We start from the raw sequence: 26,947 nt of genomic DNA, 5'->3' as shown, positions 1-26,947 counted from the left end.
AGGGAGGATGGAGCCGTGAGTATCTCGGAGAAGCCGTTGGCGGCGGAGGGCGCGGCCGCCGGGGAACGGTCGTGCTGGCCGATCCTCCAACAGCCTCGGGGCCTGATCGTCTACATGGGGTTGCTCCTGTTCGCGACGTTGTTCCTGTTCGGTGCGGCGGCGGCGCTGACCACCGTGACGCTCGTCGACATCGTCACCTTCCTGGCGCTGACCGTGTGCGCGGGCATCTGCGTCGAGGCGATCCGTCGCCTGGGCGTGCCCGCGGGGTTGGCCCGGGACCTCCTGGGGGCGTGGTGGTTCCCGATCGTCCTCCTGCTGCCGCCCGTGTACTCCATCATCGTCCCCGTCCCGGTGTTCCTGCTGCTGCAACTGCGGGCCAGGCGGGCGTTGGCGCATCGGCGGGTCTTCAACGCCACCGCCATCGGGTTGTCGGGTTTCCTGGCGTCGGTGGTGTGGCACAGCGTGGCCGCCGACGGGCTCTGGGACGCGTTGGGCGGGGCGCCCGACGCTCACGACAGCCTCACCACCGGCGCCGGGGTGCTGATCGCGGTCCTGTGCTGCGCCGGGTTCACCGTGTTGAACACGATCCTGGTGGCGCTGGCGGCCAGGATCAGCATGGGGCCCGGGGCGTCGCTGCGGCCCATGTGGGACCGGGAGGCGTGCACGGTCGACGCCGTCGAGTTATGTGTCGGGGTGACCGTGGCGATCCTCGCGCAGCTCTCGTTGTTCCTGCTGGCCATCGCCGTTCCGCCGGTTCTGCTCCTCCAGCGCAGCCTGTTGTTCCAGCAGTTGCAGATGGCGGCGCGCACCGACCCCAAGACGGGACTGCTGAACGCGCCGACCTGGGAGCAGGAGGCGTCGGTGGAGATCGCCAGGGCGCGTTCGGGCCGGGGGACGGCCGCCGTGCTGATCATCGACATCGACCACTTCAAACGGGTCAACGACAACTACGGTCACCTGTTCGGCGACCAGGTGCTGCTGGGGGTGGCGACGACCATCGCGCAGCAGTTGCGCCAGTCCGACCTGCTCGGCCGCTTCGGCGGCGAGGAGTTCGTGGTGCTGCTGCCGGGGTCGGACACGTCGGAGGCCTGGCACGCGGCCGAGCGGCTGCGGGCGCAGGTCGGGTGCATGGAGATCTCGGTGGACGACGTGCCGGTGTCCATCACGGTCTCGATCGGGGCCGCGGTCATCGGCGAGCACGGCAACGACCTGGTCGAGCTGCTGACCGCGGCGGACCTGGCGCTGTACCGGGCGAAGGAGACCGGACGCAACCGGGTGTGCCTGCCCGCCGGGCGTCCGGGCGCGCCGGGCACGATCCCCGGGCCGCGGGAGGGCAACCTGTCCGGGCGCGGCGGGCCCTCCGGCGAGGTCGAGTGACCCGGGACCCAGGAGGGACCGCCGTGCCCTGGCGGTCCACCGGTGCCGTCCCGGGTTGTCCACCGGGTGCTTGCGGGGCCGGAGGAAGATCCGGTCGCGGGTGGGGACGCGCTCGTTGTCCACAGCCCCCAAGTCGCCATTGTGCGCCCCCATCCGATCACGCACCGTTGACGTATGCGCTTCGACCACCACGGACACCCGGTAGACCCCTCCGACCCCGACCGCCACGGCGGCGCTGAGCACGGTGCCGCCCCCTCACCACCCGGGCACGAGCCCTCTCCCATCCCCCGTCCCCGCCCTCCCGGGGACACGGCCACCGGGGTGCCGGACGGGCCTTCCCGAGATCCGGTGCACGACCCTCCGGGCGGACCTCCGGCCGCGCTCAGGCTCACCACCCCGACCGACGTCATCGCCGTGCTGCCCTACCTCGCGGGTGGACCTCCCGACCCCGGACTCGTCGTCCTGGCGCTCCAGGACGGCCGTGTGCACACGGTGCTGCGCGCGGATCTGGGCGGCGAGGGGGTGCCGCCGGGCTCGCGCAGCGCGCCCCCGGCCGTCGACCACGCCGCCGCCGAACGCTGCGACGCCCTGCTGGTCGTGGCGTTCGGCCCGCCGGAGCGGGTCACGCCGCACGTCGACGGTCTGCTGGGCGCGGCGCGGGAGCGGGGGATCGCCGTCATCGACGCCCTTCGGGTCACCGACGGCCGGTACTGGTCCTACACCTGCGTCGACCCCTCCTGCTGCCCGCCCGAGGGCACGGTGGTCGACGTGGACCGTTCCACGGCCCCGGCCGACGCCGTCCTGCGCGGTATCACGCCGCTGTCATCGGTCCACGCCGCACCGGCCGACTCCGCGCGGGTGCGGGCCCTCCTCGAACCGGTCGCCGGTCCGCTCGCCACCGATGTGGCGGCGGCCGCCGAGGACGTGGAGGCCCTGGCCCGGGACCGTGCCGCCCGCGACCGCGACGCCCTGGTGGACCTGGGCCTTCCCACGGTCCGCGCCGCCGTACGGGCGGAGAGCCGCGGGGAGGGGGTCGCCGAGCCCCGCGAACTGGCCTCACTGGGCGTGTACCTGACGCAGACACGGGTGCGCGACGAGGTGTGGGCGCGGATCACCGCCCGGAGCGCGGACGTGCACCGGCGCCTCTGGAGCCGGGTCACGCGACACGTCCCCGAACGCCTGCGGGCTGCCCCGGCCTCCCTGCTCGCGGTCGCGGCCTGGCAGAGCGACGACCGGGAGCTGGCCTCGGCGGCCCTGGACGTGGCTCTGACCGCCGATCCCGGGTACTCGATGGCGCTGCTCATGAGTCGGGCCCTCGCCTGGGGGATGCCGGTGAGGCGGTGGCGGGAGGCCGCACCCCGCTGGATGGAGGGGAAGGAGGACTGGGGCGAGTAGTCACCCCGAAGCCGACGCAGGAGGCGGGGAGAGTTCACACAGTCGATGCTCTGGGTATTCGTATATCCACTGTCAGTAGCAATGTCGTGATGACGGTTATGGTGACCGACTCGACTCATATGGAGTAGATTCCATGCGCTCGTCCGCTCTGCCGCCCGCGGTCGCCCGGTACGGTTCTGTCCTGGTCGCCGTCCTGACCCTGGCGTTCGTCACCGCCGGTGCCGCGCCCACGCTGGCTGTCACGGCCGAACGCGTGACCCTGTCGCCCACCGCCGACCCGAGCACCTCCCAGACCGTCACATGGCGTGCCTCCGACGACTACACGCCCGTCCTGGAGGTCACCGCCGCGGCCGACGCGGACCCGATCCTGCGTGTCGAGGGCCAGCGGACCGGCAGCACCGCGGGTGTGCACTATCGCGCGACCGTTCGCGGGCTGGCACCCGACACCGCCTACCGTTACCGCGTGGGGGACGCCGACGGCGGCGCGTTCGGTGACTGGCGCACCTTCACCACGGCCGCCGCCGACCCCGACCCGTTCCGCTTCCTCTACTTCGGCGACGTGCAGAACGACATCACCGCCGGTGCCGCGCCCACCGTCAGGGCCGCGCTGGCGGACGCCCCCGACGCCGAGGTCGCCGTGCACTCCGGGGACCTGGTCGACCGTGCGGAGGACGACCGGCAGTGGAGCGAGTGGTACGACGCCTTCGGGCCCGCGGCCACCGGTGGTGTCAACCAGGTGGCCGCGCCGGGCAACCACGAGTACAGCGGGCGGAACCTCAGTGGCCACTGGCCCCTGCAGTTCCCCGGCGCCGGCAACGGCCCCGACGACGAGGCCCTGGACGGCACCGTCTACCACACCGATCACCAGGGCGTGCGCTTCGTCGTGCTGAACAGCAACTACGCCTACGCCCCCGGGGGCGACCGGGACGGTTGGCTCAGGAGTCAGGCGCGGTGGCTGCGCGGCGTGCTGGAGGACAACCCCCAGCGCTGGACGGTGGTCACCTTCCACCATCCGGTGTTCTCCAACGCCCCAGGCCGGGACAACGGGCCGCTGCGCGACACGTGGCTCGACGTCTTCGAGGACTACGACGTCGACCTGGTGCTCCAGGGGCACGACCACAGCTACGGGCGAGGCAATCTGGTCGCCAACCGCACCGGGGACCCCGACGTGCAGACCGGCCCGGTCTACGTGGTCGCGGTGACCGGGCCGAAGATGTACCGCGTGGACGACTCCGTCTGGGTCGACAACGGCGCCGAGGCCCGGGTGCAGCGCGGGCAGACCCAGACGTACCAGATCGTGTCCGTCGACGGCACCCGCCTGGACTACGTCGCCAAGACCCGTGAGGGTGAGGTGGTCGACAGCTTCACGATCACCAGGGACGAGCGCGGCAAGCGGGTGACCGACACCCTGGGCCGGTGAAGGGGGAGTTCCCGACGAGATCCCCACCCGGTCGCCAGGTGGGGATCTCGCGTGTGCGGCGGGGGTCGGGTCAGAGGCTCGTGGCGACGCCGAGGAACGCGCGCCACTCGGAGGTGGGGAAGGTCAGGTAACCCGCTTCGCGGTTCACGGTGTCGCGGACCAGGGTGTCCCGACCTTCACTGACCTCGACACAGTTCCCGCCCGAAGACGAGTACGACGACTTGTGGAACTCTCGGTCGCTCACTGTAGCTCCTCCAGGGCCTTCCGCGATTGTTCGGTGGGGAGGGCGTCTCCCAAGGACTGCTTCACCAAGCCTTGCAAACGGGTGTATCCCTCCGAGTCTTCATAGATCACGTTACCGTCCACGTGGTCGCTGGATACGGCTGTCTCCCCGTTTTGCATGTGGAAGACCAGCAGCATGGAAGTCACTCCCAGCAGCAGGGATCCGTGTGGCACCAGTAGGACTCGCACGTTTCCGGCTTCGAGCATCTCCAGCAGGTGGCGAACCTGTTCACGGCGGATCGCTTCGGGAACGAAGAAGAGCGCGGTTTCGGGGAAGACGGCGACGATCCGTGGGTTGTTGATCTTGCGGAGCTGTGGATACCGACCACATCGAAGCGCGACTAGCCGATCCAGGTCTCCGGTGACCTCCCCCATCAAGGACTGTTCAAAGACGAGGCGCGCATAGCCGGGGCACTGCAGGAGCCCGGGAATGAGGTGCGGGGAAACCAACTCGATCGTCCGGGCTGCCTCTTCCAGCCGCCCCAGGTCGCGCATGTAGGTGGGAAGCCCCTTACCCTCCCGATCATCTGACCAGGCCTTGAGTAGTCGACCGCGCGCGTTTGTCGCGTCATCCAACATGTGGACGTTATCCCGTTTCGGGGTGGATACACCCGATTCCCACCGGGAAACGGAAGCTGAAGACGTTCCTGCGCGCGCCGCTAGCTGCCGCTGCGTTAGCCTTGCTAGTTCGCGTACTTTGACTAGTTCTGTCGGAAAGCGTGCTCCACTCATGTTTCAAACATAATCAGTGTGCTCCGTTATCCACCATAGCTTTGCAGATAGAAGACTATTGCTGGTGGAGCATTGGGCCTCGGCCGGACGCTGGGACCATGAACGAGACCCATCAGTTCCAAACAGGGCCGGACACCCGGCCCGACCCCTTCGAGCGGGCGCGCGACGCCTTCCTCGCTTCGCGAGGGCTGGCCTTCACCCTGGAGTGGCGACGCTTCCCCTGGACCTGGGGCGCCGACGTCGACCGCGCCCTGATCGGCCCCGGCTATATGGGCAACGTGGCCCTGGGACTGAAGGACGGCTGGTCCTGGGGCTGGCAGGACCGGTACGGCGCGTGGTGCTACGTCCAGCGGGACCGTCTGGGCATCCTGGTGGACCGAGTGATCGAGACCCGCGCCGGTTTCGTCCCCCCGCTGCCCCGCAGACGGGAGCGGTAGGGAGTGGCCGGACGAGGACACGTGCCGAGACCGGGGAGAGGGACTGCGCCGGTGGGCGGGTCCCTCTCCCGTCGTTTCGGGACCCGTCGCGCCTGGCCCGGGAGCATTCCGCTCCGGAGCCGTACCTGGGCCTGGAGAAGCCCGGGTGAGCGGGGTACCCTGGACATCGGCGCGGTCCCGCGCCCAACCCCCGGTTCCGGCGCCCACGCCGCCGGCTGAGAGGGGGCAAAGGGGGCCCTGAGCCCTCGGGACGCCGGTCTGATGAGCCCTACCGGCGGGGCGGACGAGCGTGGGTCTGGCCGCCGTCGCCGAGGAGCCGTCATGACCAGGCAGAAGTCCTTCAAGCAGCGGGTTCGTTCCCGGATGGCCAAGACCGGGGAGAGCTACACCGCGGCCCGCGCCCACCTGCTCTCGTCCGAGGCACGCCCCGCCGCCGTCGCATCCCAGGAACCGGTGACCCCGGCGGAGACGCCCGTCGCGACCATGCGGGCGCGTGTGTCCGGCGAGGCGGTGCGTGAGCGCACCGGACGCGACTACGACCAGTGGTTCTCCCTGTTGGACGCGTGGGGTGCCACCGACCGTACGCACAAGGAGATCGCCGCCCACCTGGTGGAGGAGCGGGGCGTGGACGGCTGGTGGGCCCAGTCGCTGACGGTGGCCTACGAGCAGGAGCGCGGGATGCGCACGCCTGGGCAGCGCAAGGACGGCTACGCGGTCAACGCGTCCAAGACGGTTCGCGCACCGATGGAGGAGGTCTTCGCGGCGTTCGTGGAGGAGTCGGTGCGCGAGCGCTGGCTGGACGGCGCGGAGTGGACGGTGCGCTCGTACAACGAGCCCAAGCGCGTCACCGCCGACCTGGCCGACGGCACCCGCGTGATCGTCTACCTCACCGCCAGGGGAACCGACCGGGTCTCGGCGGCGGTGGAGCAGTCCCGGCTGCCCGACCCGGACTCGGCGGCCGAGGCCAAGGAGTTCTGGCGCGACCGCCTGGGCCGCCTCAAGGCCCTGGTGGAGCCGTCGTCCTGACCTGGCGCCTCGCGGGTCCGGTGCTCTCGTACGGAGCGGGTGCGCAGGACCCGGCCGCCCCCTCCCGCGCGGCGCCGCGGCCCGCGGCGCCGCCGTTTCCACCGGCCCGTCGGCGTGAGCCCGCGCGCCTTCCGTGCCTCCTGTCCGAGCGTGGACGGGGAATCTCCGACCCGATGAGCAAACCCGTCCGCGCGGAATCACCCTCGCGGGAAGACCGGGCCGCCGTGACGCGTTCCAGTGCGTGACCCGCCGGGTCCTGAAGGCGGTCGCGTCAGGTGATCCCACAGGTCTCGGCACAGGCGCCGACACCCTAGTCTGGAAGACATGCCGGAGTACATCTACACCATGCAAAACGTGCGCAAGGCGCACGGCGACAAGGTCGTCCTTGACAACGTTTCGGGGTCGTTCCTGCCCGGAGCCAAGATCGGCGTCGTGGGGCCCAACGGTGCGGGTAAGTCGACGCTGCTGAAGATCCTGGCCGGCATCGAGCAGCCGTCCAACGGTGAGGCGCGACTGATGCCCGGGTTCACCGTCGGCCTGCTCGCCCAGGAGCCCCAGCTCGACGCGGACAAGACCGTCCTGGAGAACGTCGAGGACGGTGTCGCCGAGACCAAGGCGATGCTGAACCGCTTCAACGAGATCGCCGAGCAGATGGCGACCGACTACTCCGACGACCTGTTGGAGGAGATGGGCAGGCTCCAGGAGCAGCTCGACCACCGCAACGCCTGGGACCTCGACAGCCAGCTCGCGCAGGCGATGGACGCCCTGCGCTGCCCGCCCGGCGACGCCTCCGTCACCCAGCTGTCCGGTGGCGAGAAGCGCCGCGTCGCGCTGTGCAAGCTTCTGCTGGAGGCGCCCGACCTGCTGCTCCTCGACGAGCCCACCAACCACCTCGACGCCGAGAGTGTGAACTGGCTGGAGCAGCACCTGGCCAAGTACCCCGGCACCATCGTCGCGATCACCCACGACCGGTACTTCCTCGACCACGTCGCCACGTGGATCCTGGAGCTGGACCGCGGCCAGTTCTACCCCTACGAGGGCAACTACAGCACCTACCTGGAGACCAAGCAGACCCGTCTGAAGGTCGAGGGGCAAAAGGACGCGAAGCGGTCCAAGCGCCTCAAGGAGGAGCTGGAGTGGGTCCGCTCCAACGCCAAGGCCCGCCAGACCAAGAGCAAGGCCCGCCTCCAGCGTTACGAGGAGATGGCCACCGAGGCCGACAAGACCCGCAAGCTGGACTTCGAGGAGATCCAGATCCCGCCGGGTCCGCGCCTGGGCAACACGGTCGTGGAGGTCAAGAACCTCACCAAGGGCTTCGACGACCGCGTCCTGATCGAGGACCTGAGCTTCTCGCTGCCGCCGAACGGCATCGTCGGCGTCATCGGCCCCAACGGTGTCGGCAAGACGACCCTGTTCAAGATGATCGTCGGCGAGGAGACCCCCGACGAGGGCAAGATCAACGTCGGTGACACCGTCGACATCTCCTACGTCGACCAGTACCGCGGTCGGATCGACGACACCAAGAACGTCTGGGAGACCATCTCCGACGGCGAGACCTTCATCGAGGTCGGCAAGGTCGAGATCCCCAGCCGCGCCTACGTCGCCGCGTTCGGCTTCAAGGGTTCCGACCAGCAAAAGCCCTCCGGCGTGCTCTCCGGCGGTGAGCGCAACCGCGTCAACCTGGCGCTCACCCTCAAGCAGGGCGGCAACCTCCTGCTCCTGGACGAGCCCACCAACGACCTGGACGTGGAGACCCTCGGTTCGCTGGAGAACGCGCTGCTGGACTTCCCCGGCTGCGCCGTGATCACCTCCCACGACCGCTGGTTCCTCGACCGCGTCGCCACGCACATCCTCGCGTGGGAGGGCGGTGCCAACTGGTTCTGGTTCGAGGGCAACTTCGAGTCCTACGAGCAGAACAAGATCGAGCGTCTGGGCCCCGAGGCCGCGCGCCCGCACGCGGTCACGCACCGCAAGCTCACCCGCAGCTGATCCCAGCGCGTTCGAAGCCCCGTGGACCGGTCGTGGTCCGCGGGGCTTTGCGCGTGCCACGACCACGCCGGGGCGGTGGAAAACGGGGTGTACCCGGTGCCGCGCGTGTCGGTATCGTCCCGCCATGACGATTCTGTGCGCCCCCTACCATCTCGACGAGCACCTGCCCGACCTGCGGCCCCCGCTGCCCGACGCTCCGGAGACGGTGACGGTCGACCTGCCCGACGGCGACGTGTGGTCGCGCATGGCCGCCCTGCACGAGGTCGTCGCCGAGCGCGTCGCCGACCACGTGCGCGCCGGCCGGGTCCCGGCCGTGGTCTCCGGTGACTGCATGGTGGCCCTGGGCGTCGCGGCGGGCGTGCAGCGGGCCGGGGCGGACCCCTCCGTCGTCTGGTTCGACGCGCACGGCGACGTGCAGACCATGGAGACGAGCGCCTCGGGGTACGCGGGCGGGATCCCCCTGCGCGTCCTGACCGGATACCGGCCGGACCCGGCCACCGAACGGCTCGGTCTGCGCGACGTCCCCGAGGAACGGGTCCTGCTCGTCGACGGACGCGACCTTGACCCGCCGGAGGAGGAGTACCTGCGCGCGTCGGCGCTGCGGGTGAGCGCGGTCCCGGACGTGGCGGCCGACGTGCTCCCCGGGGGACCCCTCCTGCTGCACGTGGACCTCGACGTCATCGACCCGGGTGAGGTGCCCGGGGCGCTCTTCCCCACCTCCGGCGGCCCCTCCGTCGAGGCGGTGGTCGGCGCGGTCCACCGCGTCCTGGCGACGGGTCGGGTGGCCGCGCTGAGCGTCGGGTGCACGTGGCGGTCGGACACGGAGCTGGACCGTGACGACGGCGTCCGCGCCCGCCTCCTCGCCGACCTGCTGGCGCCGCTGCCCGGGTGACCCCGGCATCCCCCCGCGGGCGGCCGTGCGCGGCCGCCCGGGAACGGGTCGGTGAGCCGGGGTATTCCCACCGGTACGGGCGGACCTGACGGGCCGGAGAGTGTCGCATACCCTGGTGGGCGATGACTTCCGCGCGAGATGACCACCACAAGCAGGGCGAGGGGCCGGTGCAGACGACGTTCTACGAGGCCGTGGGGGGCGAGGAGACCTTCACCCGCCTGGTCCGCCACTTCTACGAGGGCGTCGCAGCCGACCCTTTGCTGCGGCCCATGTACCCCGAGGAGGACCTCGGCCCCGCCGAGGAGCGCCTGCGTCTCTTCCTCATCCAGTACTGGGGAGGCCCGCGCACCTACAACGAGCGGCGCGGCCACCCGCGGCTGCGGATGCGGCACTTCCCGTTCCGGGTCGGCGCCGCCGAGCGCGACCGCTGGCTGGAGCTCATGCGCGCCGCGATGGACTCCCTGGAGCTGCCCGAGGCCCTGGACCGGCGGATGTGGGAGTACATGGTCATGGCCGCGCACAGCATGGTCAACGTCGCCGAGGAGGCCACGCCTCCGGCGGTGGCCAATCCCACGTCCATCGCCGTGGCCTCGCAGGAGCGCCGCGACGGCGACGAGGGCGAGACCGTCTCCGTCTCCCTGAGGTAGGCGCCCTCAGGCGTACTGGGCGAGGTGGGCGCGCTCGGTGTCGTTGAGCCGCCGAGCGCTCTGCGTGGGCACGTCGAACCCGACCAGGACCGTCCTGGCACGCAGGTACACGGTCGTGTCGTCGCGGATCTCGTAGGCCAGCGTGCAGCTTGCGTTGCGGACCTCGGTCACCCACAGCTCCACCCGCACCGGATCCTTGCGGGGCAGCAGCGGCGCCACGTAGTCCGCCTCCTGGCGGGCCACGACCATGGCGCCGAAGACCTCCTCGCCCTCGTCGACCCCGCCGCCGTAGCGCAGGAACGAGATCCGCGCGTCCTCCAGGTAGGTGAGCATCCGCACATTGTTGACGTGGTGCTGGGGGTCAAGGTCGGCGTAGCGGACCTGGGCGAGGTGCACGTGCCGCCGAGGCACGGTCCCGGTCCCGTTGCCTCCGGCCTCGATCTGGGTCACGTCCTGGTTCCTCTCGTGTGCGGTTCTCCTGGGGGGCGGACGACCTCGATTGTCCCAATCCCCCCAGGAGACCGTTCGACCGCCCGGCCGTCAGCGCTGTGGCGTGGGTCTCCCCGCGGCGGCCGGCGGCCGGCGGCGCTGGTCGGGGCGCCGGTCAGGCCACCGACGCCCCCAGGTGGTGGGCGAGGAAGGCCAGCTGCTCGGAGCTCAGCGCCACGCTCCGGCTCACCGAACGGGAGCTGTGGCCGACCTCCGACTCGCGGCGCAGCAGGATCGGGCGTTCCTCAGCGGAGGCCGACGTGGCCCACTGCATCAGCGCGCACAGCTTCCGCGCGTGCATGGGGTCCACCCGGGTGTCGTTGTCGAACACGGTGAACAGCGTCGCCGGGTAGCGGGTGCCCTCACGCACGTTGTGGTACGGGGAGTACCCCAGCAGCCACTCCAGCTCCTCCGGTTCGTCGGCGCTCCCGTACTCGACGTTCCACAGCTGGCCCAGCCCGAAGCCCTCGTAGCGCACCATGTCGAGCAGCGGGGCGGAGCACACCGCGGCGGCGAACAGGTCCGGGCGCTGGGTGATCATCGCGCCGACCAGGAGGCCGCCGTTGCTCCCACCCATGACCGCGAGCCGATCGGGGGTGGTCACACCCGTCTCCACCAGGTGTTCGGCGGCCGCCGCGCAGTCGTCGAACACGTTCTGCTTCCTGGCGAGCATCCCGTCGCGGTGCCACTCCTCGCCCTCCTCCAACCCGCCGCGCAGGTTGGCCGTGGCGTACACGCCCCCGGAGCGCACCCAGGCCAGGACCGACGCGGAGTAGGAGGGGGTCAGGGAGATGCGGAAGCCGCCGTAGCCGTAGAGGACGGTCGGTCGGGGGCCGGCAGCGGGCTCGGCGGGGGAGACCACGAGCATGCGCACGGGGGTGCCGTCCTTGGACGTGAACGTCACCAGCTCGGTGCGGACGTCGGGCGGGGTGACCGTGCCGGGCGCCTCCGCCCAGACGGACACGGCGCCGTCGCGCGCGTCGTACCGGTACACCGACGACGGGTGGGTGCTGTCGGTGTAGCCGAACCAGGCCTCGTGGCCGCCCTCGGGCCGTTCCATGAGCACGCCGACCGAGCCCAGGCCCGGCATCTCCAGTGTGCCGAGCCGCTCGCCGGTGGCCAGGTCGTGGCGCGTGACCTCGCTGACGGCGTGGTGGCTCCAGGCGACCAGCATCTCCGGCCGGTCCATTCCGGGACCGTCGAGGATCGCGAAGTCCTCCAGGACCGCCTCGGCGTCCTCGGCGACCAGCGTGGTCCAGTGCTCGTACCCGGGGGTGGCCGGGTCGGTCACGCACACGCGGCCGCGCGGGGCGTCGCGGTCGGTGTACAGGTACAGGCGTCCGTCCCGGCCGACGTGCGCGGACAGGGAGGCGTCGACGCCCTCCTGGATGGGGACGAGCCCGGGGGCGTCCAGGTCTCCCGCGGTCAGGTCGGCGATCCACATGTCGGTGGCCGAGGAGGTGCCGCGCACGGCGAGCAGGACGAGCCAGCGGCCGTCGCGGCTCACGGTGACGCTGAAGTACTCGGTCTTGTCGCGGTCCTGGCCGAAGATGAGGGCGTCCTCGTCGGTGGAGGTGCCCAGGCGGTGCAGGTAGACGCGTCTGTGGTAGCTCTCCTCGCCCTCGGGGACCTGGTCGGCGGGCAGCCGCCGGACGTAGTAGAAGGCCGAGGAGTCCGGCAGCCACGCGATCGGGCTGTAGCGGGTGCGGTCGATCGGCCCGTCGACGGTCGCCCCGGTCTCGACGTCCATGATCCGCAGGATCGACTCCTCGTCACCGGCCTCGGAGAGCTGGTAGGCGAGCAGTCGCCCGGAGCGATCCGGCTTCCAGGAGTCCAGGGTGGTCAGTCCGCCGGGGTCCAGCGCCCCGGGGTCGACCAGGACGCGTGCGGGGCCGTCACCGTCCTGGACGTGCAGGACGCCGTGCTCCTGCTCCGCGGTGCGGCGGGTGAAGAAGTGGCGCTCGCCCCGCCACACGGGGGCGCCGACGTGCCCGGCGCCCATGAGCGACCGGACCTGTTCGCCGAACCACTCGCGCGCCTGGAACCGCGGGCGGGCCTCGGAGTAGAGGGTGTCCTGGGCGGTGGACCACTCCTTGGTCGCGGCTGTCTGCGGGTCCTCCAGCCACCGGTAGGGGTCGGCGACCGTGTGGCCGTGCAGGGTCTCGATGATGTCCAGCCGCTCTGCTGGCGGGTAGCGAAGTTCACGCATACTTCGCACCCTATCCACCGATATCTCACGCCCGGTGTTCGGCGCGGCGGGACCGTGAAACGTGGTTTGGGGGGCGCACAATGGGTGGAGGAAAGCCACGACCCGCGCTTTCCGGGCGTCCTGACGAAAATTGGGGTGGCGCCGAGGCCGTCCGACCACGCACACTGAATGCGGGACGCAACTCGGCGGGAACCACCGGGAGGTCCGTGTGGCAAGGCGTACGGAACCACCGATCCTCGGATCGGTGAACAGGGAGGTTTCCTGGCTGGCCGAACGGCTGGCCGGGGAGGAGACACGGCCGCGAAGCACGACGGCCGGGGCGGAGCTATGAGCGCCCGAGGCAGCCGGGAGGGTGGCCCACCGACCGCCCGCCGTCACGTGCTGCTGCTCAACGCCAGCTTCGAACCACTGACGACACTGCCGCTGCGCAGGGCGATTCTGCTCGTGCTCCGGGAGAAGGCCGAGGTCGTGCACGGGGACGAGGCCGGAGCGGTGCTGCACTCGGCGACCCGGTCGTACGACGTGCCCTCGGTCATCCGGCTCAGACGCTACATCAGCGTTCCCTACGGTCGCAGGGTGCCGCTGACGCGGGTGGCGCTCATGCGCAGGGACCGGCACACCTGCGGCTACTGCGGGAAGAAGGCCGAGACGATCGACCACGTGATCCCGCGCAGCCGCGGCGGGGCGCACGTGTGGGAGAACGTGGTGGCGGCGTGCAAGCCGTGCAACCACCGCAAGGCCGACAAGTTCCTGGACGAGCTCGGATGGGAGCTGCACATCACCCCCAAGGTGCCGAAGGGTCCGCACTGGCGACTGATCAACGGTGACCTGCACGGCGACCCGCAGTGGGAGCCCTACATGGCTCACCTGGCGGCCTGACGCCCCGGGGCCGGGGTCACGCGTCCCCGACCGGCCCTGCGGCGGCCCCCTCGCCCTCCGTCGCGCCCGGTGTCCGGGAGGCGGAGGGCGGCCGTATTCTGACCGCATGCCCAGATACGAATTCCGCTGCCGCGAGTGCGGCACCACCTTCGAGGTCTCCCGCCCGATGGCCCGGGCGGGCGATGCCGCCGACTGCCCGCACGGCCACGACGACACGGTGCGCCTGCTGTCGACGGTGGCCGTGGGCGGACGCGCCGCCGCCCCCGCGCCCTCCGGCGGCGGAGGGTGCTGCGGGGGCGGCTGCTGCTCCTGAGCGGTACGGGACGCCGAGCCCCGGGTCGGTCTGGGGCCTCCCCTAACGCTCGATCTGCGACACGTCGCGCGCCGCGCCGGTCGAGGCCGAGGTGGCCATCGCGGCGTAGGCGCGCAGCGCGGCCGTCACCGGGCGCTCGCGGTCGCGCGGCTGGAAGCGGCCCAGCTCCTTGACCAGCCGTTCGCGGCGGGCGTCGAGCTCGTCCGCGGGGACCTCCAGCACGATCCCGCGGCCCGGGATGTCGATGCTGATGATGTCGCCGTCCTCGACCAGGGCGATGTCGCCGCCGGCGGCCGCCTCGGGGGAGGCGTGCCCGATGGACAGGCCCGACGTGCCTCCGGAGAAGCGGCCGTCGGTGATGAGCGCGCAGGCCTTGCCCAGACCGCGGCCCTTGAGGAAGCTCGTCGGGTACAGCATCTCCTGCATGCCGGGACCGCCCTTGGGGCCCTCGTAGCGGATGACGACCACGTCACCGGGCTCGACCTGCTTGGAGAGGATGCCGTCGACGGCGTCCTCCTGGGATTCGAACACCTTCGCGGGCCCGGAGAAGGTCCACAGCTCCTCCTCCACGCCGGCGGTCTTGACGATGGCGCCGTCCGGGGCGAGGTTGCCGAACAGCACCGCCAGTCCGCCGTCCTTGGTGTAGGCGTGCGGCACGGAGCGGATGCAGCCCTTCTCCCGGTCGGTGTCCAGGCTGTCCCAGCGGGTGCTCTGCGAGTACGCCCTGGTGGTGCGCCTCCCGCCGGGCGCGGCGTGGAACAGCTCGACGGCCTCGTCGCTGACGGTGTCGCCGGCGATGTCCCACTCGGCGATGAACTCGCCGAGCGTCTTGCCGTGCACGGTGGGCAGGGAGGTGTCCAGCAGGCCGCCCCGTGCCAGCTCGCCGAGGATGGCGGGGATGCCGCCCGCGCGGTGGACGTCCTCGATGTGGTACTTCTCCGTGTTCGGCGCGACCTTGCACAGGCACGGCACACGGCGGGAGACCTCGTCGATCTCGGGGAGCCCGAAACCGACGCCCGCCTCCGTGGCGGCGGCCAGCAGGTGCAGGATCGTGTTGGTGGAGCCGCCCATGGCCACGTCCAGGGCCATGGCGTTGCCGAAGGCGGCCGGGGTGGCGATGGACAGCGGCAGGACGGACTCGTCGTCGTCCTCGTAGTAGCGCTTGGCGGCCTCGACGACCACGCGTCCGGCGTCCTCGTACAGGGCGCGGCGCGCGGTGTGGGTGGCCAGGACGGTGCCGTTGCCCGGCAGGGCCAGGCCGATCGCCTCGGTCAGGCAGTTCATCGAGTTGGCGGTGAACATGCCCGAGCAGGAGCCGCAGGTCGGGCAGGCCGCCTCCTCCATCTCGTCCAGCTCCGCCTGGGAGACGCTCTCGTCGGCCGCGGCGATCATCGGGTTGATGAGGTCGAGCTTGCGGACCGTGGTGGCGGTGCCGTCGACCACGGTGACCTTGCCCGCCTCCATGGGGCCGCCGGAGACGAACACCGTGGGGATGTTGAGCCGCAGCGCGGCCAGCAGCATGCCGGGGGTGATCTTGTCGCAGTTGGAGACGCACACCAGGGCGTCCGCGCAGTGCGCGTTGACCATGTACTCGACCGAGTCGGCGATGAGTTCGCGGCTGGGCAGGGAGTAGAGCATGCCGCCGTGGCCCATGGCGATGCCGTCGTCGACCGCGATGGAGTTGAACTCGCGCGGCACCCCGCCCGCCTCGCGGACCGCCGTGGCGACGACGTCGGCGACCTCGCGCAGGTGGACGTGGCCGGGGACGAACTGGGTGAAGCTGTTGGCCACGGCCACGATCGGCTTGCCGAAGTCCTCGCGCTCCACGCCGGTGGCGCGCATGAGGGCGCGCGCGCCTGCCATGTTCCTGCCGTGTGTGACCGTGCGTGAGCGTAGCGCGGGCATGGGGTGGGCTCCCATCGGTTCCGGGTGTTTCCCTTCGATGGTAGTCGCCCCGCGGGGCTGCTTCGGTCTCGAATCAGAAGACGCGATGTCCGAATCGTGAGATGGCAGGGGATTCCTCCGCCGTACGCGCAGGGCCCGGGAGGGACCACGGCGCCGTGGTCCCTCCCGGGCCCTCCCTGGACGGGGTTCCCGCGCGGTTCAGTACCGGGGCGGCAGCGCCTTCTTGGCGGCCTCGTAGATCTCCTCGATCTCGCGCTCGTCCAGTCGGTCCCGGCCCGTGCGCAGCCACTTGCGGACCTTGGTTCCGGTGATGATGTCGACGCCGCGCAGCCGGTGGCTGTCCCACGGCATCCCGGGGCCGTAGATCGCGAGCGAGGCGCGCACCGAGATCTCGCGGCCCAGTTCCTTGCTGATGAGCTCCTCGGCCCGTTTGGCCTCCTCCAGCGCCTCGTCGATCCGCTCGTTCTTGCTGAACCGCCCGTGGTAGAGCTTCTCCAGCTTGTTGCGCAGGGGCAGGCGCCGGTCCCACGACTCGGAGTCGATCGCGAACGCGCCGCGGCGACCCACGATGAAGTGGTCGATCTGCCCGTTGCCGCCGGGGACGGCGCGGGCGTGCAGGACGCGGTAGCCGAGCTGCTTCATCACCCTGAGCTGGACCTCGGTCTTGCGCTGGGCGGCCGAGGGCTTGCGCCACCGGGGGATCTCGGACTCGCGCCGGGCGGCGTGGACGGTGATCCCGACCAGGGTGGCCAGACCGAGGGTGACCCCGATCCGCCAGTCGGTGGTGAACAGGCCGAAGGCCGTGGCGACCAGAGCGGCGATGGCCACGCGGATGGTCCACCTGCGCGCGGTCTCGTTGGACTTCAGGGTTCCGTAGAGTGCCTTGGTGCCCGAATTGTTGTTCTTCTTCCGCTGATGAGGGAAAAAGAGCTCTTCGGGGCTATTCGCCTGAGATGGCGCGTCGCCCGCTTGGGTGCGTTCGTTCGTTGTCGTTGCCGATTCCACGTCGGACAGGTTAGTTCCATCCATATCCGAGTCCTAGTGCATGACTTCTCACACTTTCCTTCCCTCGTTCCGCCGGCCACCCACGTGTCCGTGACGCGGGGGAAGGGAAGGATCACCGTTTCGACGGTCTCTCTAGAGAAGACCACCACGGCAGTGGTGCCCCGTGACGTGCCCGCTAATCTGGTGGATCATGACCCAGATCCACGAACTTCCGGCACACCGACTCGCCGACCTGGTACGGGGTCGTGAACTGTCCCCTCGTGAGATCGCTGAGCACTGCCTGGAGCGGATCGAGCGGCTCGATCCCACCTACGGCGCGTTCATTGCGGTTAGTCCGGAACAGGTTCTCGAACAGGCCCGATATGCGGAGAAGCGCGTCATGCGCGACACGCCGGACGCCCTGCCGCCCCTCCTGGGGGTGCCGCTCCCCATCAAGGACCTGGACCTGCTGGCCGGAGCGCCCACGACCTTCGGCTCACGCGCGGTCGACCCGGCACCGGCCCCGCTCGACGACGGCCCGGTCGCCGCGCTGCGCTCCGCGGGCGCCCTCCTCCTCGGCAAGACCAACACGCCCGAGTTCGGGTGCACCTGCTACACGGAGAACGACGTCGCCCCGCCCAGCCGCAACCCCTGGGACACCGACCGCACGCCCGGCGGCTCCAGCGGTGGCGCCGCCGTCGCGGTCGCCGCCCGCCTGGCGCCCGCCGCGCACGGGGGCGACGGCGGCGGTTCCCTGCGCATCCCCGCCAGCGCGTGCGGGCTGTTCGGCCTCAAGCCCACACGGGGACGGATCTCCGGTGGGCCGCTCAAGCCCGACCTCGTGGGCCTGTCCACGGCCGGGCCCCTCGCCCGGACCGTCCTGGACGCGGCGCTCCTGCTCGACGCCATGGCGGGCGCGCGGCCCGGCGACCTGTACTCCGCGCCCCCGCTCGCGCTGGGCGAGACCTTCGTCGACCACGCGCGCCGCGACCCGGGGCGGCTGCGCGTCGGCCGCTACGCCGACGCCGGAAGCGTCGGTATCCCCGTCCACCCCGACGTCCTGGCGGCCCACGACGCGGCCACCGACCTCCTCCTCGAACTCGGCCACGACGTGGAGGAGATCCCCACCCCCGGCGACGCCCACTTCGACGGAACCTTCCCGGAGGACTTCGGCGTGTTGTGGGCCGCGATGGCCTCGGCCAGCCCCGTCAGCCCCGACCGCGAACACGAGCTCAGGCCGATCACCCGCTGGCTGCGCGACCGGGCCCGCGCGACCCCCGTCCCCGTCTACGTCGCGGCCTGCGCCCGGCTCCAGCGCGGGGTGCGTTCGCTGATCGCCGCCACCGAGCCCTACGACGTGCTGCTCAGCCCCACCCTGGCACTGCCGCCGGTCCCGATCGGGCACTTCGACCGGGGCGGCCCGGAGGAGGAGTTCCGCCGGATGACCGAGTTCACCCCGTTCACGTCGGTGTACAACGTCTCCGGGCAACCCTCGGCCAGCGTCCCCCTGCACTGGTCCCCGGACGGGCTGCCGATCGGTGTCATGCTCACCGGCCGGATGGGCGGCGAGGGCACGCTGCTGTCGCTGGCGGCCCAGCTGGAGACCGCCCGCCCCTGGGCGCACCGTCTCCCGCCCGGAGCGGACTAGGCGTCCCCGACGGCCGGGGCGGTCGGGGACGTCCCCGGTCCCGCCGCCTCGGCGGGGTCCGGGTCCGGCGCCGCCGCGGGGACGAACACGCTCAGCCCGGCGGCCAGCACGGCCGCCACCGCGGCCCCGGCCGCGCCGCCCGCCACTCCGAAGCCGTCGATCAGCGCACCGACCATCGGGCCCGCCAGCGCGCTGCCGACACCCATCCCGGACGCCAGCCAGCCGAAGGTCTCGGCACGGCGGTTCGGAGGCGAGACCTCGCCGAGCCGCCCCATCACCGCGGCCAGGGTCGGCGCGATGGCCACCCCCGACAGGAACAGCAGCGGGGCGATCCACAGCGGGGTGGACAGGTGGGCGACCGGTGGCATGAACGGCACCAGGACCGCCAGCCCCAACGCGGCGGCGACGCTCCGCCGCACCAGCCGCGGCCGCCCCTTCAGCCCTCCGGCGATCGCACCGCCCACGAGCGAGCCCAGCGCCCACACCGACGCCAGCACCATGACGTACTGCGGGGACTCCAGTTCGTTGGCCCACGCCACGACGACCAGGTCCACGCCCACGATCCCGCAGATCAGCAGCAGGGACATCACCAGCAGGACGCACAGCGCCGGATAGCGCAGCAGACTGCGCCGGGGCGCGTCCCCGGCGGGCGCCTCGCCCTCCTGCTCGGGGGCGGGTCCGGTCACTCCGGCCCGCCGCAGCGAGAGCGCGAAGCCCACCGCTCCCGCCAGCGCCAGAACCGACAGCAGCCCCAGCGCCCACCGGGGACCCGCGTAGGCCACCACACCCGCGCTCAGCACGGGGGAGAAGACGAACAGCAGCTCCTGCGTGGTCGCCTCGGCCGCGTAGATTGCGTTGCGCTCCGCACCGAAGGTCAGCCGCGGCCACAGGGCGCGGACGATCTGGTTGGCGGGGGAGCCGAACACGCCGGCGACGAGGGCCAGCGGCACCGCCAGCCACCACAACGAGCCCGGCAACAGGGCCAGGGCGAGGAGACCGGCGCTGAACACCACGCCGCACACCAGCACCAGCCGGTCGCTGCCGCCCCGGTCGGCCATCCGGCCGCGCAGCGGGCCGACCACCGCCATGCCCAACGTGAACGCGCCCGCGACCAGCCCGGCGTAGGTGTAGGAGCCCGTCCAGTCCTCGACGAGGAACGTCACCGCGACCATCAGTCCCGGCATGTAGAAACGGGCGACGAGTGACCAGGTCAGCAGTGACAGGACGTGGGGGACGGCGAGGACGCGCCGGTAGTTCGACAGCATTCCGCTCATTATGCACAGGCCACTGACATACGGCGGTCGGGTTTACGGATCGTCCAGCCGACGTTCTGGTCCCACGCCGCGCGGCCCTCCGGTGTACGCGGCCTCCGTTAGGGCATGATCGATTGCTGTGAGGGACGTTCAGCTGGCCCGCGTGGCCGAGCAGTACGGAGTCGCGACCGCCTACGAGGACTGGCGGGGCCGACGCGTGCCCGTCAGCCCCGACACGATCCGCCACGTCCTGGCGGCGCTGGGGGTGGACCCCGAGGACCCGGTCCCCGCGACCAGACGCGGTCCGCTGCCGCCCGCCGTCGTCGTCCGCGAGGGCAAGGCGCCCGACCTGGTCCTTCCCGAGGGCGCGCGCAGCACGGTGGAGACCGGTGACGGCTCCCTGCTGCCGTTCGACCCGGGTCTGCCGCTCGGCGTGCACACGCTGCGCGTCGAGGACGGGGGCGCCGAACACGACGCGCCCCTGCTCGTGGTCCCCGACCGGATCGAGCCCGGCGCCCTGCGCGGGAACCGGCGCCTGTGGGGGCTCATGGCGCAGGTCTACAGTGTCCGTTCCCGTGCCTCCTGGGGCACGGGGGACCTACGTGACCTCGCCGAGCTCGCCGACTGGGGCGCGCGCGACCTCGGCGCCGACTTCGTGCTGGTCAACCCGATGCACGCCACCGAGCCCGTCGGCCCCGTGGAGCCCTCGCCGTACCTGCCGGTCAGCCGCCGCTACGCCAGCCCGCTCTACGTCCGCGTGGAGGACATCCCCGAGTACGCACGGCTCGACCCCGCCCAGCGTGAGGGCATCCAGCGCCTGGCCCGCCCCCTGCGCGAACGCGGTCGCACGGCGGACCTGCTGGACCGCGACGCGGTCTGGGGGGCCAAGCGCACCGCCCTGGAGGTGCTCTTCCAGGTGCCCCGGGCGCCCGGCCGTGAGGCGGCGCTGCGCGCCTACCTGCAACGCGAGGGCCAGCCCCTGGTCGAGTTCGCCACCTGGTGCGCCCTCGCCGAGGAGCACGGCAACGACTGTCGGACCTGGCCCGCCCCTCTGCGCGACGTCGGCGCGCACGCGGTGGGGGAGAAGGCGCTGGGCCTGTGGCCGGAGGTGGAGTTCCATCGCTGGCTCCAGTGGGTCCTGGACGAGCAGCTCGCCCAGGCGCAGGCCACCGCCCGCGGCGGCGGCATGGACCTGGGCATCGTGCACGACCTGGCGATCGGCGTGCAGGCGGGCGGCGCCGACGCGTGGATGTACGGCGGCGCGCTGGTCGGCGGTCTGCACACGGGCGCGCCGCCCGACGAGTTCAACCAGCGGGGGCAGGACTGGGGGCAGCCGCCCTGGCACCCGCGCGGTCTCGCCGAGCTGGGCTACGCGCCCTTCCGCCAGATCATCGGACAGTCGCTGCGGCACGCGGGCGGTGTCCGCGTCGACCACGTCATGGGGATGTTCCGGATGTGGTGCGTGCCCGAGGGGGCGTCCCCGGCCGAGGGCACGTACATCCGCTACGACCACGAGGGCATGGTCGGCTCGCTCCTCCTCTCCGCCCGGCGGGCCGACGCGGTGGTGGTCGGCGAGGACCTGGGCACCGTGGAGCCCTGGGTCCGCGACCACCTCTCCGACCGGGGGATCCTGGGCACCTCCGTGCTGTGGTTCGAGCAGGACGCCGACGGTGAGCCGCTCTCCCCGGACGAGTGGCGCGCCGACTGCCTGGCCACGGTCGCCACCCACGACCTGCCCCCGGTGGCGTCGTTCCTGTCGGGCGAGCACGTCGAGCTGCGCGACCGGCTGGGGCTGCTGGACCGTCCACTCTCCGAGGAGCTGGCCGAGTCCGAGGCGCGGGTGGACCGCTGGCGGTCGCTGCTGGTGGAGCTGGGGCTGTTGGACGAGGACGTGGACCCGGTGACCGACCCCGCCTCGGTGGTGGCGGCGATGCACGCCTACCTGGTGGCCACCCCGGCGCGGATGATCGGCGTGGCGTTGACCGACGTGGTGGGGGAGCGGCGGATGCAGAACCAGCCGGGCACGAGCACGGAGTACCCGAACTGGCTGATCCCGCTCACCAGCGGTGAGGGCGAGCCGGTGCTCGTCGACGAGCTGTTGGCCGACCCGCGCACGGTCGCCCGCATCCGCCGGACCCTGGGCCCGGTCGGCGGCGGTCAGGGTCGGATGCTCTAGTCCGCGTCCGCCGAGCGGTGGGTCGGCCCGTCGGAGGGGCCGGATCTTCGCAGGTCGGCGAGGACCGTGTCCACGCACTGCTCGGCCAGGGGTCGGGACAGCGGCAGATGGCCGAACAGGACCCGGTAGTACAGCGGAGCGGCCAGGGCGTCGAGGACGAAGTCCATGTCGAAGTCGGCGCGGATCTCGCCGCGCGCGACGGCCGAGCGCAGCGTGGCGGCGGTGGTGGCGCGCCGGGGGTGGAACGCCCGGTCCAGGAACCGCCCCGCCAACTCCGGATCGGCGGCCAGGTCCGCGACCAGGGCTGGCAGGACACGGCCCAACGGGGTTCCGGCCAGCGCGTCCACCACCGTCATGATGCCCGTGACGAGGTCGTCCCGCAGGTCACCGGTGTCCGGGGTGGGGCGCGGTCCGAGTCCGTCGGCCACCGCGTCGACGACCAGGTGGCGTTTGGACGGCCACCGGCGGTACACGGCGGGCCGGTGCACCCCGGCACGTCGGGCGACGGCGCCCATGGTCAACGCGGTGTAGCCCACCTCGCCCAGGAGTTCGACGGTGGCGGACAGCACCGCGCCGTCGATGCGCTCGTCTCGGGTGCGTCCGGCCATCAGAACACCGGTCGGGGCACCAACACCACGCGCCAGCCGTCGGGGTCGGCGAAGGTCAGGGCTCCGTGCTCGGCCCAGTAGGGGTTCTCCGCCGGTACCGGCTCGTGCCCGGCCGCCGCCAGCCGTTCCACCGCGGTGTACATCCGTGCGTCACTGGTGAAGTACAGCACCAACAGGTTGTCGTCGGTGGGCGCCGGGCAGGGGCTGCCGTCGGCGTGCGAGGTGAATTCCAGGTGGTGGTCCGTGCCCGGCAGGCCGAGCATCACGCCGTCGTAGCCGGCGTGGCCGCTGAACCGGTAGAGCTCGGGCAGGCCCAGGTGGTCCCGGTAGAACGTGACGACCTCGTCCAGCTTCGCGGTGGGTCGCGCGACCCGCACCTGAGCCACCGCGAGCCCGTCCGGCCATGCTCGTGTTTCCATCCCCATGGCCAATACGGTACACCATGTACCGATATTCGTGGGCCTTCCCCCGCCTCCCGGAGCAACGCACGACGGTCCCCGGGGACGCGTCGCGCGTCCCCGGGGACCGTCGTCATATCGCGGGTCGGTTACGGCCGCTTCGGCGGTGTCCGCACACGGTCCGAAGCGAAGCGGAGGACCGTGGGGGCGGCCTAGGAGCGGCTCTGGCCCACGGCGATGTCCTTGGCGCGGGCGCGCAGCGCGCGCTCCACACCCGCGCGGCCCTCCACCAGCAGGCGGCGCAGCGCCGGGGCCGGGTCGTTCTCGGCGATGTAGGCGTCGGTGCGCTCCAGCGTCGCCTCCTCGACCAGCCCGCTCGGGTACATCGTCTCGGCGAAGCTCTGCGCGAACTCACCCGTCCACTTCTCCCAGGCCGGGCCGAGCTGGGCGAAGTACTTGTCCATGTACGGGCGGTACAGCTCGGCCTGGCCGGGCTCGGTGAAGCCGAGCAGCGTGGCGCGGAACTCCGCGTTGGCCAGGTCGGCGCCGACGATCCGCTCCCACGCGGCGGCCTTGGCCTCGGCGGTGGGGATGGCGGCCCGGGCGCCGGCGGCGTGGCGCTGGCCGGTCGCGGTCGGGTCGGACTCCAGCTCGGCGGCGATCTCCGGCTCCCCGAGCTCGCCCTGGGCGACCAGGCGGCGCAGCAGCGTCCACCGCAGGTCGGTGTCGACCTTGAGGCCCTCGACGGTGATCGCCCCGTCGAGCAGCCCCCGCAGGAGCGACAGGTGGGCGTCCGTGCGCGCCGAGTCGGCCATCGCGTTGGCGTAGGCGAGCTGGAGGTCGCCGCCCGGCTCGGCGGTGTTGAGCAGCTCCTGGAGCCGCTCCCCGAGCCGCTCGAAGCCGATCGGGCGCCACGCCGGGTCGGCGTAGTTGATCAGCGCCGCGCTGGCCTGGCGCAGCAGCGTCTGGGCGACCATGACGTCGTCCACGCCGCCGATCCCGGAGATGACCAGGTCCACGTAGTCGCGGGCGGCCATCTCGGCGTCGCGGGTCATGTCCCACGCCGCGCCGAAGGCGAGCGCGCGCGGCAGGGAGTCGGCGATCTCCCCGACGCCCTCCACCACGGTGCGCAGGGACCGCTCGTCCAGGCGGATCTTGGTGAAGGTGAGGTCGTCGTCGTTGATGAGGACCAGGTCCGGCTGTGCCTTGCCGACCAGCTCGGGAACCTCGGTGCGGGGGCCGCTGACGTCGAGTTCGACGCGCTCGCGGCGCACGATGCCGTCCCCGGTGCGGTCGTACAGACCGATCGCCAGCCGGTGCGACCGCAGCGTCGGGTGCTCCTCGGCGGCCTCCTGCACGACCGTGAACGACGTGAAGTTCCCGTCGCCGTCCACCGCGAGGTCCGGGCGCATCGTGTTGACGCCCGTGGTCTCCAGCCACTCGCGCGACCAGCCCGACAGGTCGCGGCCCGAGGCGGCCTCCAGGTGCCGCAGGAGGTCCTTCAGCTCGGTGTTGCCGAAGGCGTTCTCCTTGAAGTAGGCGCGCACCCCGGCGAAGAACGCGTCCACGCCCACGTACGCCGCGAGCTGCTTGAGCACCGAGGCGCCCTTGGCGTAGGTGATCCCGTCGAAGTTGACCTCGACGGCCTGGATGTCGACCATGTCGGCCGCGATGGGGTGGGTCGAGGGCAGCTGGTCCTGGCGCAGCGCCCAGGCCTTCTCCACGTTGGCGAAGGTCGTCCACGCGTCCGTCCACCGGGTGGCGTTGGCCTGGCAGTACACGCTGGCGTAGGTCGCGAAGGACTCGTTCAGCCACAGGTCGTCCCACCAGCGCATGGTGACCAGGTCGCCGAACCACATGTGCGCCATCTCGTGCAGGATGGTCTCGGCGCGGCGCTCGTAGCGGGCGTCGGTCACGCGGGACCGGAAGACGTAGTCCTCCAGGAACGTGACGGCGCCCGCGTTCTCCATCGCGCCCGCGTTGAACTCCGGCACGAACAGCTGGTCGTACTTGCCGAACGGGTAGCGCAGGTCGAAGAGCCCGTGGAAGAAGTCGAAGCCCTTCTTCGTGACGTCGAAGAGGGCGTCGGCGTCCAGGTGCTCGGCCAGGGAGGCACGGCAGAACAGCCCCAGGCTGATGCCGTCGTGCTCGTCGCGCACCACGTGGTAGGGGCCCGCGACGAGCGCCGTGATGTAGGTCGACATCACCGGCGTGGGCGGGAAGTGCCAGCGGACGCGGCCCTCGGCGCCGGTGGCCTCGCGCTCGACGTCGGGGGCGCTGTTGGACACCACGTGCCACGCGTCGGGCGCGAACACCGTGAGCTCGAAGGTCGCCTTGAGGTCGGGCTGGTCGAAGCACGCGTACATGCGGTGCGCGTCGGCCGTCTCGAACTGGGTGTACAGGTACACCGACTCGTCCACCGGGTCGACGAACCGGTGCAGGCCCTCGCCGGTGCGCATGTAGGCGGCGTCGGCCACGACGGTCAGTTCGTTGTCCGCCGCCACCTCGGGCAGGACCAGGCGCTCACCGTCGAACAGCTCCCCGGGATCCAGCTCGCGGCCGTTGAGCCTCGCCGACAGCACCCTGGGGGCGGTCAGGTCCACGAACGTCCGGGCACCCGCCTCCGAACTGGAGAAACGGATCACGGTGGTGGACCGGAAGGTCTCCTCGCCCGTGGTCAGGTCGAGCTCCACGGCGTAGGAGTCGACGCTCAGCATCCGCGCCCTCTCCCGAGCCTCGTCCCGTGTCAGGTTCCCCGCCACGCCACGCTCCCTTCACGGCCGCCGTCGTCGCCGGCCGGAATCGTCGTCATCACTCGGCTTCGATCCTGCCACGCGCCGACGCGGAATGCGCAACCCGCGCGACTGGTTGTCCACTCTCGGCGGACCCGGCACGGCCGGGTGGCCCACAGCGACGAGGAGCGATGATGACGCAGTCCCCCGAAGAACCCGACATCACCTACGCCGACATGTGGTTCGATCCCTTGTGCCCCTGGGCGTGGATCACCTCCCGGTGGCTCCTGGAGGTCGAGAAGGTGCGTCCGGTGCGCGTGCGCTGGCACGTCATGAGCCTGTCCGTGCTCAACGAGGGCAAGGAGGACCTGCCGGAGAACTACCGCAGGCTCATCGAGACCGGCTGGGGCGCGGTCCGCGTGTGCGTGGCGGCCGAGCAGCAGCACGGCCCGCAGGCCCTGGGCCCTCTCTACACCGCCCTGGGCACCCGTTTCCACCACGACGGGGAGCCGCGCTCCCTGGACACCTACCGGGACGCGCTCAAGGACGCCGGTCTGCCGGTGGAGCTCGCCGCCGCGGCCGAGTCCACCGAGTACGACACCGCGTTGCGCGCCTCGCACGCCGAGGCCATGACGCTGGTCGGCGAGGACGTCGGCACGCCCGTGATCAGTGTCGAGGGCGTGTCCTTCTTCGGCCCCGTGGTCACCCCGATCCCGCGTGGCGAGGAGGCCGCCCGGCTCTGGGACGGCGTCCGCCTGGTCGCCGGGGTCGAGGGTTTCTTCGAACTCAAGCGCACCCGCACCGTCGAGCCGAGCTTCGACTAGCCGACTTTCGATTAGGGTCGGAACCGGGCGGGCGGTGGACCCGCCCGGTACCTCCATCCACCCGTCCGCGCCGCGGACGCGACAGACGGATCGAACAGGGGGCGTGGCCATGTCCGGACCCGACGGCGACCGCAGGGTCGACTTCTTCGACGACCTCGACATCCTGCCCGACACCACCAGCGACGAGCGTCCCCTCGGCTGGGGTGAGGAGGGCGTCGACGACGACACCGCGCGGCTCGTCGACGAGCGCCCGCCGCACTGGGACTGATCCCGCGTCCGGGAATCCACCGGCCCGGCTCTGGACGCTGGCCAACCAGAATCCCGTTCTGCGA

Annotated in this window: 24 protein-coding genes; 14 read left to right on the top strand and 10 right to left on the bottom strand. The window is 71.6% G+C overall.

All coding sequences use genetic code 11. The features are described from left to right. Positions 1–15 precede the first annotated feature (15 nt). From AB0I72_RS14480 to AB0I72_RS14470, 3 genes are all read left to right on the top strand, one after another. A complete protein-coding gene (locus AB0I72_RS14480; protein ID WP_358567504.1) occupies positions 16–1,377 on the top strand; it encodes a GGDEF domain-containing protein in 1,362 nt (453 codons plus the stop codon). A 348-nt stretch (positions 1,378–1,725) separates the two neighbouring features. Further along, complete coding sequence (locus tag AB0I72_RS14475) at positions 1,726–2,772, top strand: DUF4192 domain-containing protein (RefSeq protein ID WP_358567501.1); 1,047 nt, start codon at positions 1,726–1,728, stop codon at positions 2,770–2,772. A 133-nt stretch (positions 2,773–2,905) separates the two neighbouring features. Then, a complete protein-coding gene (locus AB0I72_RS14470; protein WP_358567498.1) occupies positions 2,906–4,192 on the top strand; it encodes a metallophosphoesterase family protein in 1,287 nt (428 codons plus the stop codon). Between the two features lie 70 nt (positions 4,193–4,262). Here AB0I72_RS14470 and AB0I72_RS14465 read toward each other — a convergent pair whose 3' ends face one another. Both AB0I72_RS14465 and AB0I72_RS14460 read right to left on the bottom strand, forming a co-directional pair. Then, positions 4,263–4,436 carry a DUF397 domain-containing protein gene (locus tag AB0I72_RS14465; protein WP_358567495.1) on the bottom strand — a complete coding sequence of 58 codons (174 nt, stop codon included), beginning with the start codon at positions 4,434–4,436 and terminating at the stop codon, positions 4,263–4,265. Beyond that, positions 4,433–5,206, bottom strand: coding sequence for a helix-turn-helix transcriptional regulator (locus tag AB0I72_RS14460; RefSeq protein ID WP_358567493.1), 774 nt, complete (start codon positions 5,204–5,206; stop codon positions 4,433–4,435). The genes AB0I72_RS14465 and AB0I72_RS14460 overlap by 4 nt, the downstream gene beginning before the upstream one ends. A 98-nt stretch (positions 5,207–5,304) precedes the next feature. Between AB0I72_RS14460 and AB0I72_RS14455 the strand changes: the two genes are divergently transcribed. From AB0I72_RS14455 to AB0I72_RS14435, 5 genes are all read left to right on the top strand, one after another. Further along, positions 5,305–5,643 carry a hypothetical protein gene (locus tag AB0I72_RS14455; protein ID WP_358567490.1) on the top strand — a complete coding sequence of 113 codons (339 nt, stop codon included), beginning with the start codon at positions 5,305–5,307 and terminating at the stop codon, positions 5,641–5,643. A 321-nt stretch (positions 5,644–5,964) separates the two neighbouring features. After that, positions 5,965–6,669, top strand: a complete 705-nt coding sequence (locus AB0I72_RS14450; protein ID WP_358567487.1) for a hypothetical protein — start codon at positions 5,965–5,967, stop codon at positions 6,667–6,669. A gap of 324 nt (positions 6,670–6,993) precedes the next feature. Continuing rightward, positions 6,994–8,658 carry an energy-dependent translational throttle protein EttA gene (gene ettA / locus AB0I72_RS14445; RefSeq protein ID WP_358567484.1) on the top strand — a complete coding sequence of 555 codons (1,665 nt, stop codon included), beginning with the start codon at positions 6,994–6,996 and terminating at the stop codon, positions 8,656–8,658. A gap of 124 nt (positions 8,659–8,782) precedes the next feature. Next, entirely contained in the window at positions 8,783–9,550 is a 768-nt protein-coding gene (locus AB0I72_RS14440; RefSeq protein ID WP_358567481.1) for an arginase family protein, read from the top strand. A 122-nt stretch (positions 9,551–9,672) separates the two neighbouring features. Then, positions 9,673–10,197, top strand: coding sequence for a globin (locus AB0I72_RS14435; RefSeq protein ID WP_358567478.1), 525 nt, complete (start codon positions 9,673–9,675; stop codon positions 10,195–10,197). A gap of 6 nt (positions 10,198–10,203) precedes the next feature. Here AB0I72_RS14435 and AB0I72_RS14430 read toward each other — a convergent pair whose 3' ends face one another. Together AB0I72_RS14430 and AB0I72_RS14425 are read right to left on the bottom strand one after the other, a co-directional pair. Beyond that, a complete protein-coding gene (locus tag AB0I72_RS14430) occupies positions 10,204–10,647 on the bottom strand; it encodes a thioesterase family protein (RefSeq protein WP_358567475.1) in 444 nt (147 codons plus the stop codon). Between the two features lie 154 nt (positions 10,648–10,801). Then, on the bottom strand, positions 10,802–12,895 hold the full coding sequence (locus AB0I72_RS14425; protein ID WP_358567473.1) for a prolyl oligopeptidase family serine peptidase: 2,094 nt from the start codon (positions 12,893–12,895) through the stop codon (positions 10,802–10,804). 378 nt (positions 12,896–13,273) lie between these two features. On the opposite strand from AB0I72_RS14425, the gene AB0I72_RS14420 reads away from it, so the two are divergent. Beyond that, entirely contained in the window at positions 13,274–13,774 is a 501-nt protein-coding gene (locus AB0I72_RS14420) for an HNH endonuclease (RefSeq protein ID WP_075927324.1), read from the top strand. A gap of 106 nt (positions 13,775–13,880) precedes the next feature. Then, positions 13,881–14,087 (top strand): zinc ribbon domain-containing protein, encoded by a 207-nt coding sequence (locus AB0I72_RS14415; RefSeq protein WP_358567470.1) that lies wholly within the window; start codon positions 13,881–13,883, stop codon positions 14,085–14,087. Positions 14,088–14,129: 42 nt separating this feature from the next. Here the strand turns inward: AB0I72_RS14415 and ilvD are convergent, their stop codons facing one another. Continuing rightward, on the bottom strand, positions 14,130–15,992 hold the full coding sequence (ilvD, locus tag AB0I72_RS14410; protein ID WP_358567467.1) for a dihydroxy-acid dehydratase: 1,863 nt from the start codon (positions 15,990–15,992) through the stop codon (positions 14,130–14,132). 198 nt (positions 15,993–16,190) lie between these two features. Further along, entirely contained in the window at positions 16,191–16,997 is an 807-nt protein-coding gene (locus AB0I72_RS14405) for a nuclease-related domain-containing protein (RefSeq protein ID WP_358567465.1), read from the bottom strand. A gap of 190 nt (positions 16,998–17,187) precedes the next feature. On the opposite strand from AB0I72_RS14405, the gene AB0I72_RS14400 reads away from it, so the two are divergent. Further along, entirely contained in the window at positions 17,188–18,624 is a 1,437-nt protein-coding gene (locus tag AB0I72_RS14400) for an amidase (protein ID WP_358567462.1), read from the top strand. Here AB0I72_RS14400 and AB0I72_RS14395 read toward each other — a convergent pair. Beyond that, positions 18,621–19,889: an MFS transporter gene (locus AB0I72_RS14395; protein ID WP_358567459.1), complete on the bottom strand. Its 1,269-nt coding sequence runs from the start codon at positions 19,887–19,889 to the stop codon at positions 18,621–18,623. The two genes, AB0I72_RS14400 and AB0I72_RS14395, sit on opposite strands and share 4 nt — an antisense overlap. Positions 19,890–20,016: 127 nt before the next feature. Between AB0I72_RS14395 and malQ the strand changes: the two genes are divergently transcribed. Beyond that, the gene (malQ, locus tag AB0I72_RS14390; RefSeq protein WP_358567456.1) at positions 20,017–22,053 is read left to right on the top strand and encodes a 4-alpha-glucanotransferase; all 2,037 of its coding nucleotides are present in this window, start codon (positions 20,017–20,019) and stop codon (positions 22,051–22,053) included. On the opposite strand, the gene AB0I72_RS14385 is transcribed toward malQ, so the two are convergent. From AB0I72_RS14385 to pepN, 3 genes are all read right to left on the bottom strand, one after another. Continuing rightward, complete coding sequence (locus AB0I72_RS14385) at positions 22,050–22,661, bottom strand: TetR/AcrR family transcriptional regulator (RefSeq protein ID WP_358567453.1); 612 nt, start codon at positions 22,659–22,661, stop codon at positions 22,050–22,052. The genes malQ and AB0I72_RS14385 overlap by 4 nt on opposite strands. Further along, a complete protein-coding gene (locus AB0I72_RS14380; RefSeq protein ID WP_358567450.1) occupies positions 22,661–23,086 on the bottom strand; it encodes a VOC family protein in 426 nt (141 codons plus the stop codon). Before AB0I72_RS14380 ends, AB0I72_RS14385 begins: the two co-directional genes overlap by 1 nt. Before the next feature lie 185 nt (positions 23,087–23,271). Beyond that, positions 23,272–25,821 carry an aminopeptidase N gene (pepN, locus tag AB0I72_RS14375; protein ID WP_358567447.1) on the bottom strand — a complete coding sequence of 850 codons (2,550 nt, stop codon included), beginning with the start codon at positions 25,819–25,821 and terminating at the stop codon, positions 23,272–23,274. Between the two features lie 164 nt (positions 25,822–25,985). Between pepN and AB0I72_RS14370 the strand changes: the two genes are divergently transcribed. Together AB0I72_RS14370 and AB0I72_RS14365 are read left to right on the top strand one after the other, a co-directional pair. After that, positions 25,986–26,615 (top strand): DsbA family protein, encoded by a 630-nt coding sequence (locus AB0I72_RS14370; protein ID WP_358567444.1) that lies wholly within the window; start codon positions 25,986–25,988, stop codon positions 26,613–26,615. 109 nt (positions 26,616–26,724) lie between these two features. Next, complete coding sequence (locus tag AB0I72_RS14365; protein WP_187347183.1) at positions 26,725–26,883, top strand: hypothetical protein; 159 nt, start codon at positions 26,725–26,727, stop codon at positions 26,881–26,883. Positions 26,884–26,947 lie beyond the last annotated feature (64 nt).

The sequence above is a fragment of the Nocardiopsis sp. NPDC049922 genome (assembly GCF_040660275.1).
GTDB lineage: Bacteria > Actinomycetota > Actinomycetes > Streptosporangiales > Streptosporangiaceae > Nocardiopsis.
The sequence above is the reverse complement of the archived record's forward strand: the minus strand, read 5'-3'. Positions and strand labels throughout refer to the sequence as shown.

Coding starts and splice junctions, on each gene's coding strand:
- AB0I72_RS14470 (WP_358567498.1), top strand. CDS start 2,906: ATGCGCTCGTCCGCTCTGCCGCCCGCGGTCGCCCGGTACGGTTCTGTC.
- AB0I72_RS14460 (WP_358567493.1), bottom strand. CDS start 5,206: ATGAGTGGAGCACGCTTTCCGACAGAACTAGTCAAAGTACGCGAACTA.
- AB0I72_RS14455 (WP_358567490.1), top strand. CDS start 5,305: ATGAACGAGACCCATCAGTTCCAAACAGGGCCGGACACCCGGCCCGAC.
- AB0I72_RS14450 (WP_358567487.1), top strand. CDS start 5,965: ATGACCAGGCAGAAGTCCTTCAAGCAGCGGGTTCGTTCCCGGATGGCC.
- ettA (WP_358567484.1), top strand. CDS start 6,994: ATGCCGGAGTACATCTACACCATGCAAAACGTGCGCAAGGCGCACGGC.
- AB0I72_RS14440 (WP_358567481.1), top strand. CDS start 8,783: ATGACGATTCTGTGCGCCCCCTACCATCTCGACGAGCACCTGCCCGAC.
- AB0I72_RS14435 (WP_358567478.1), top strand. CDS start 9,673: ATGACTTCCGCGCGAGATGACCACCACAAGCAGGGCGAGGGGCCGGTG.
- AB0I72_RS14425 (WP_358567473.1), bottom strand. CDS start 12,895: ATGCGTGAACTTCGCTACCCGCCAGCAGAGCGGCTGGACATCATCGAG.
- AB0I72_RS14415 (WP_358567470.1), top strand. CDS start 13,881: ATGCCCAGATACGAATTCCGCTGCCGCGAGTGCGGCACCACCTTCGAG.
- ilvD (WP_358567467.1), bottom strand. CDS start 15,992: ATGCCCGCGCTACGCTCACGCACGGTCACACACGGCAGGAACATGGCA.
- AB0I72_RS14400 (WP_358567462.1), top strand. CDS start 17,188: ATGACCCAGATCCACGAACTTCCGGCACACCGACTCGCCGACCTGGTA.
- AB0I72_RS14395 (WP_358567459.1), bottom strand. CDS start 19,889: ATGCTGTCGAACTACCGGCGCGTCCTCGCCGTCCCCCACGTCCTGTCA.
- AB0I72_RS14385 (WP_358567453.1), bottom strand. CDS start 22,661: ATGGCCGGACGCACCCGAGACGAGCGCATCGACGGCGCGGTGCTGTCC.
- AB0I72_RS14380 (WP_358567450.1), bottom strand. CDS start 23,086: ATGGGGATGGAAACACGAGCATGGCCGGACGGGCTCGCGGTGGCTCAG.
- AB0I72_RS14370 (WP_358567444.1), top strand. CDS start 25,986: ATGACGCAGTCCCCCGAAGAACCCGACATCACCTACGCCGACATGTGG.
- AB0I72_RS14365 (WP_187347183.1), top strand. CDS start 26,725: ATGTCCGGACCCGACGGCGACCGCAGGGTCGACTTCTTCGACGACCTC.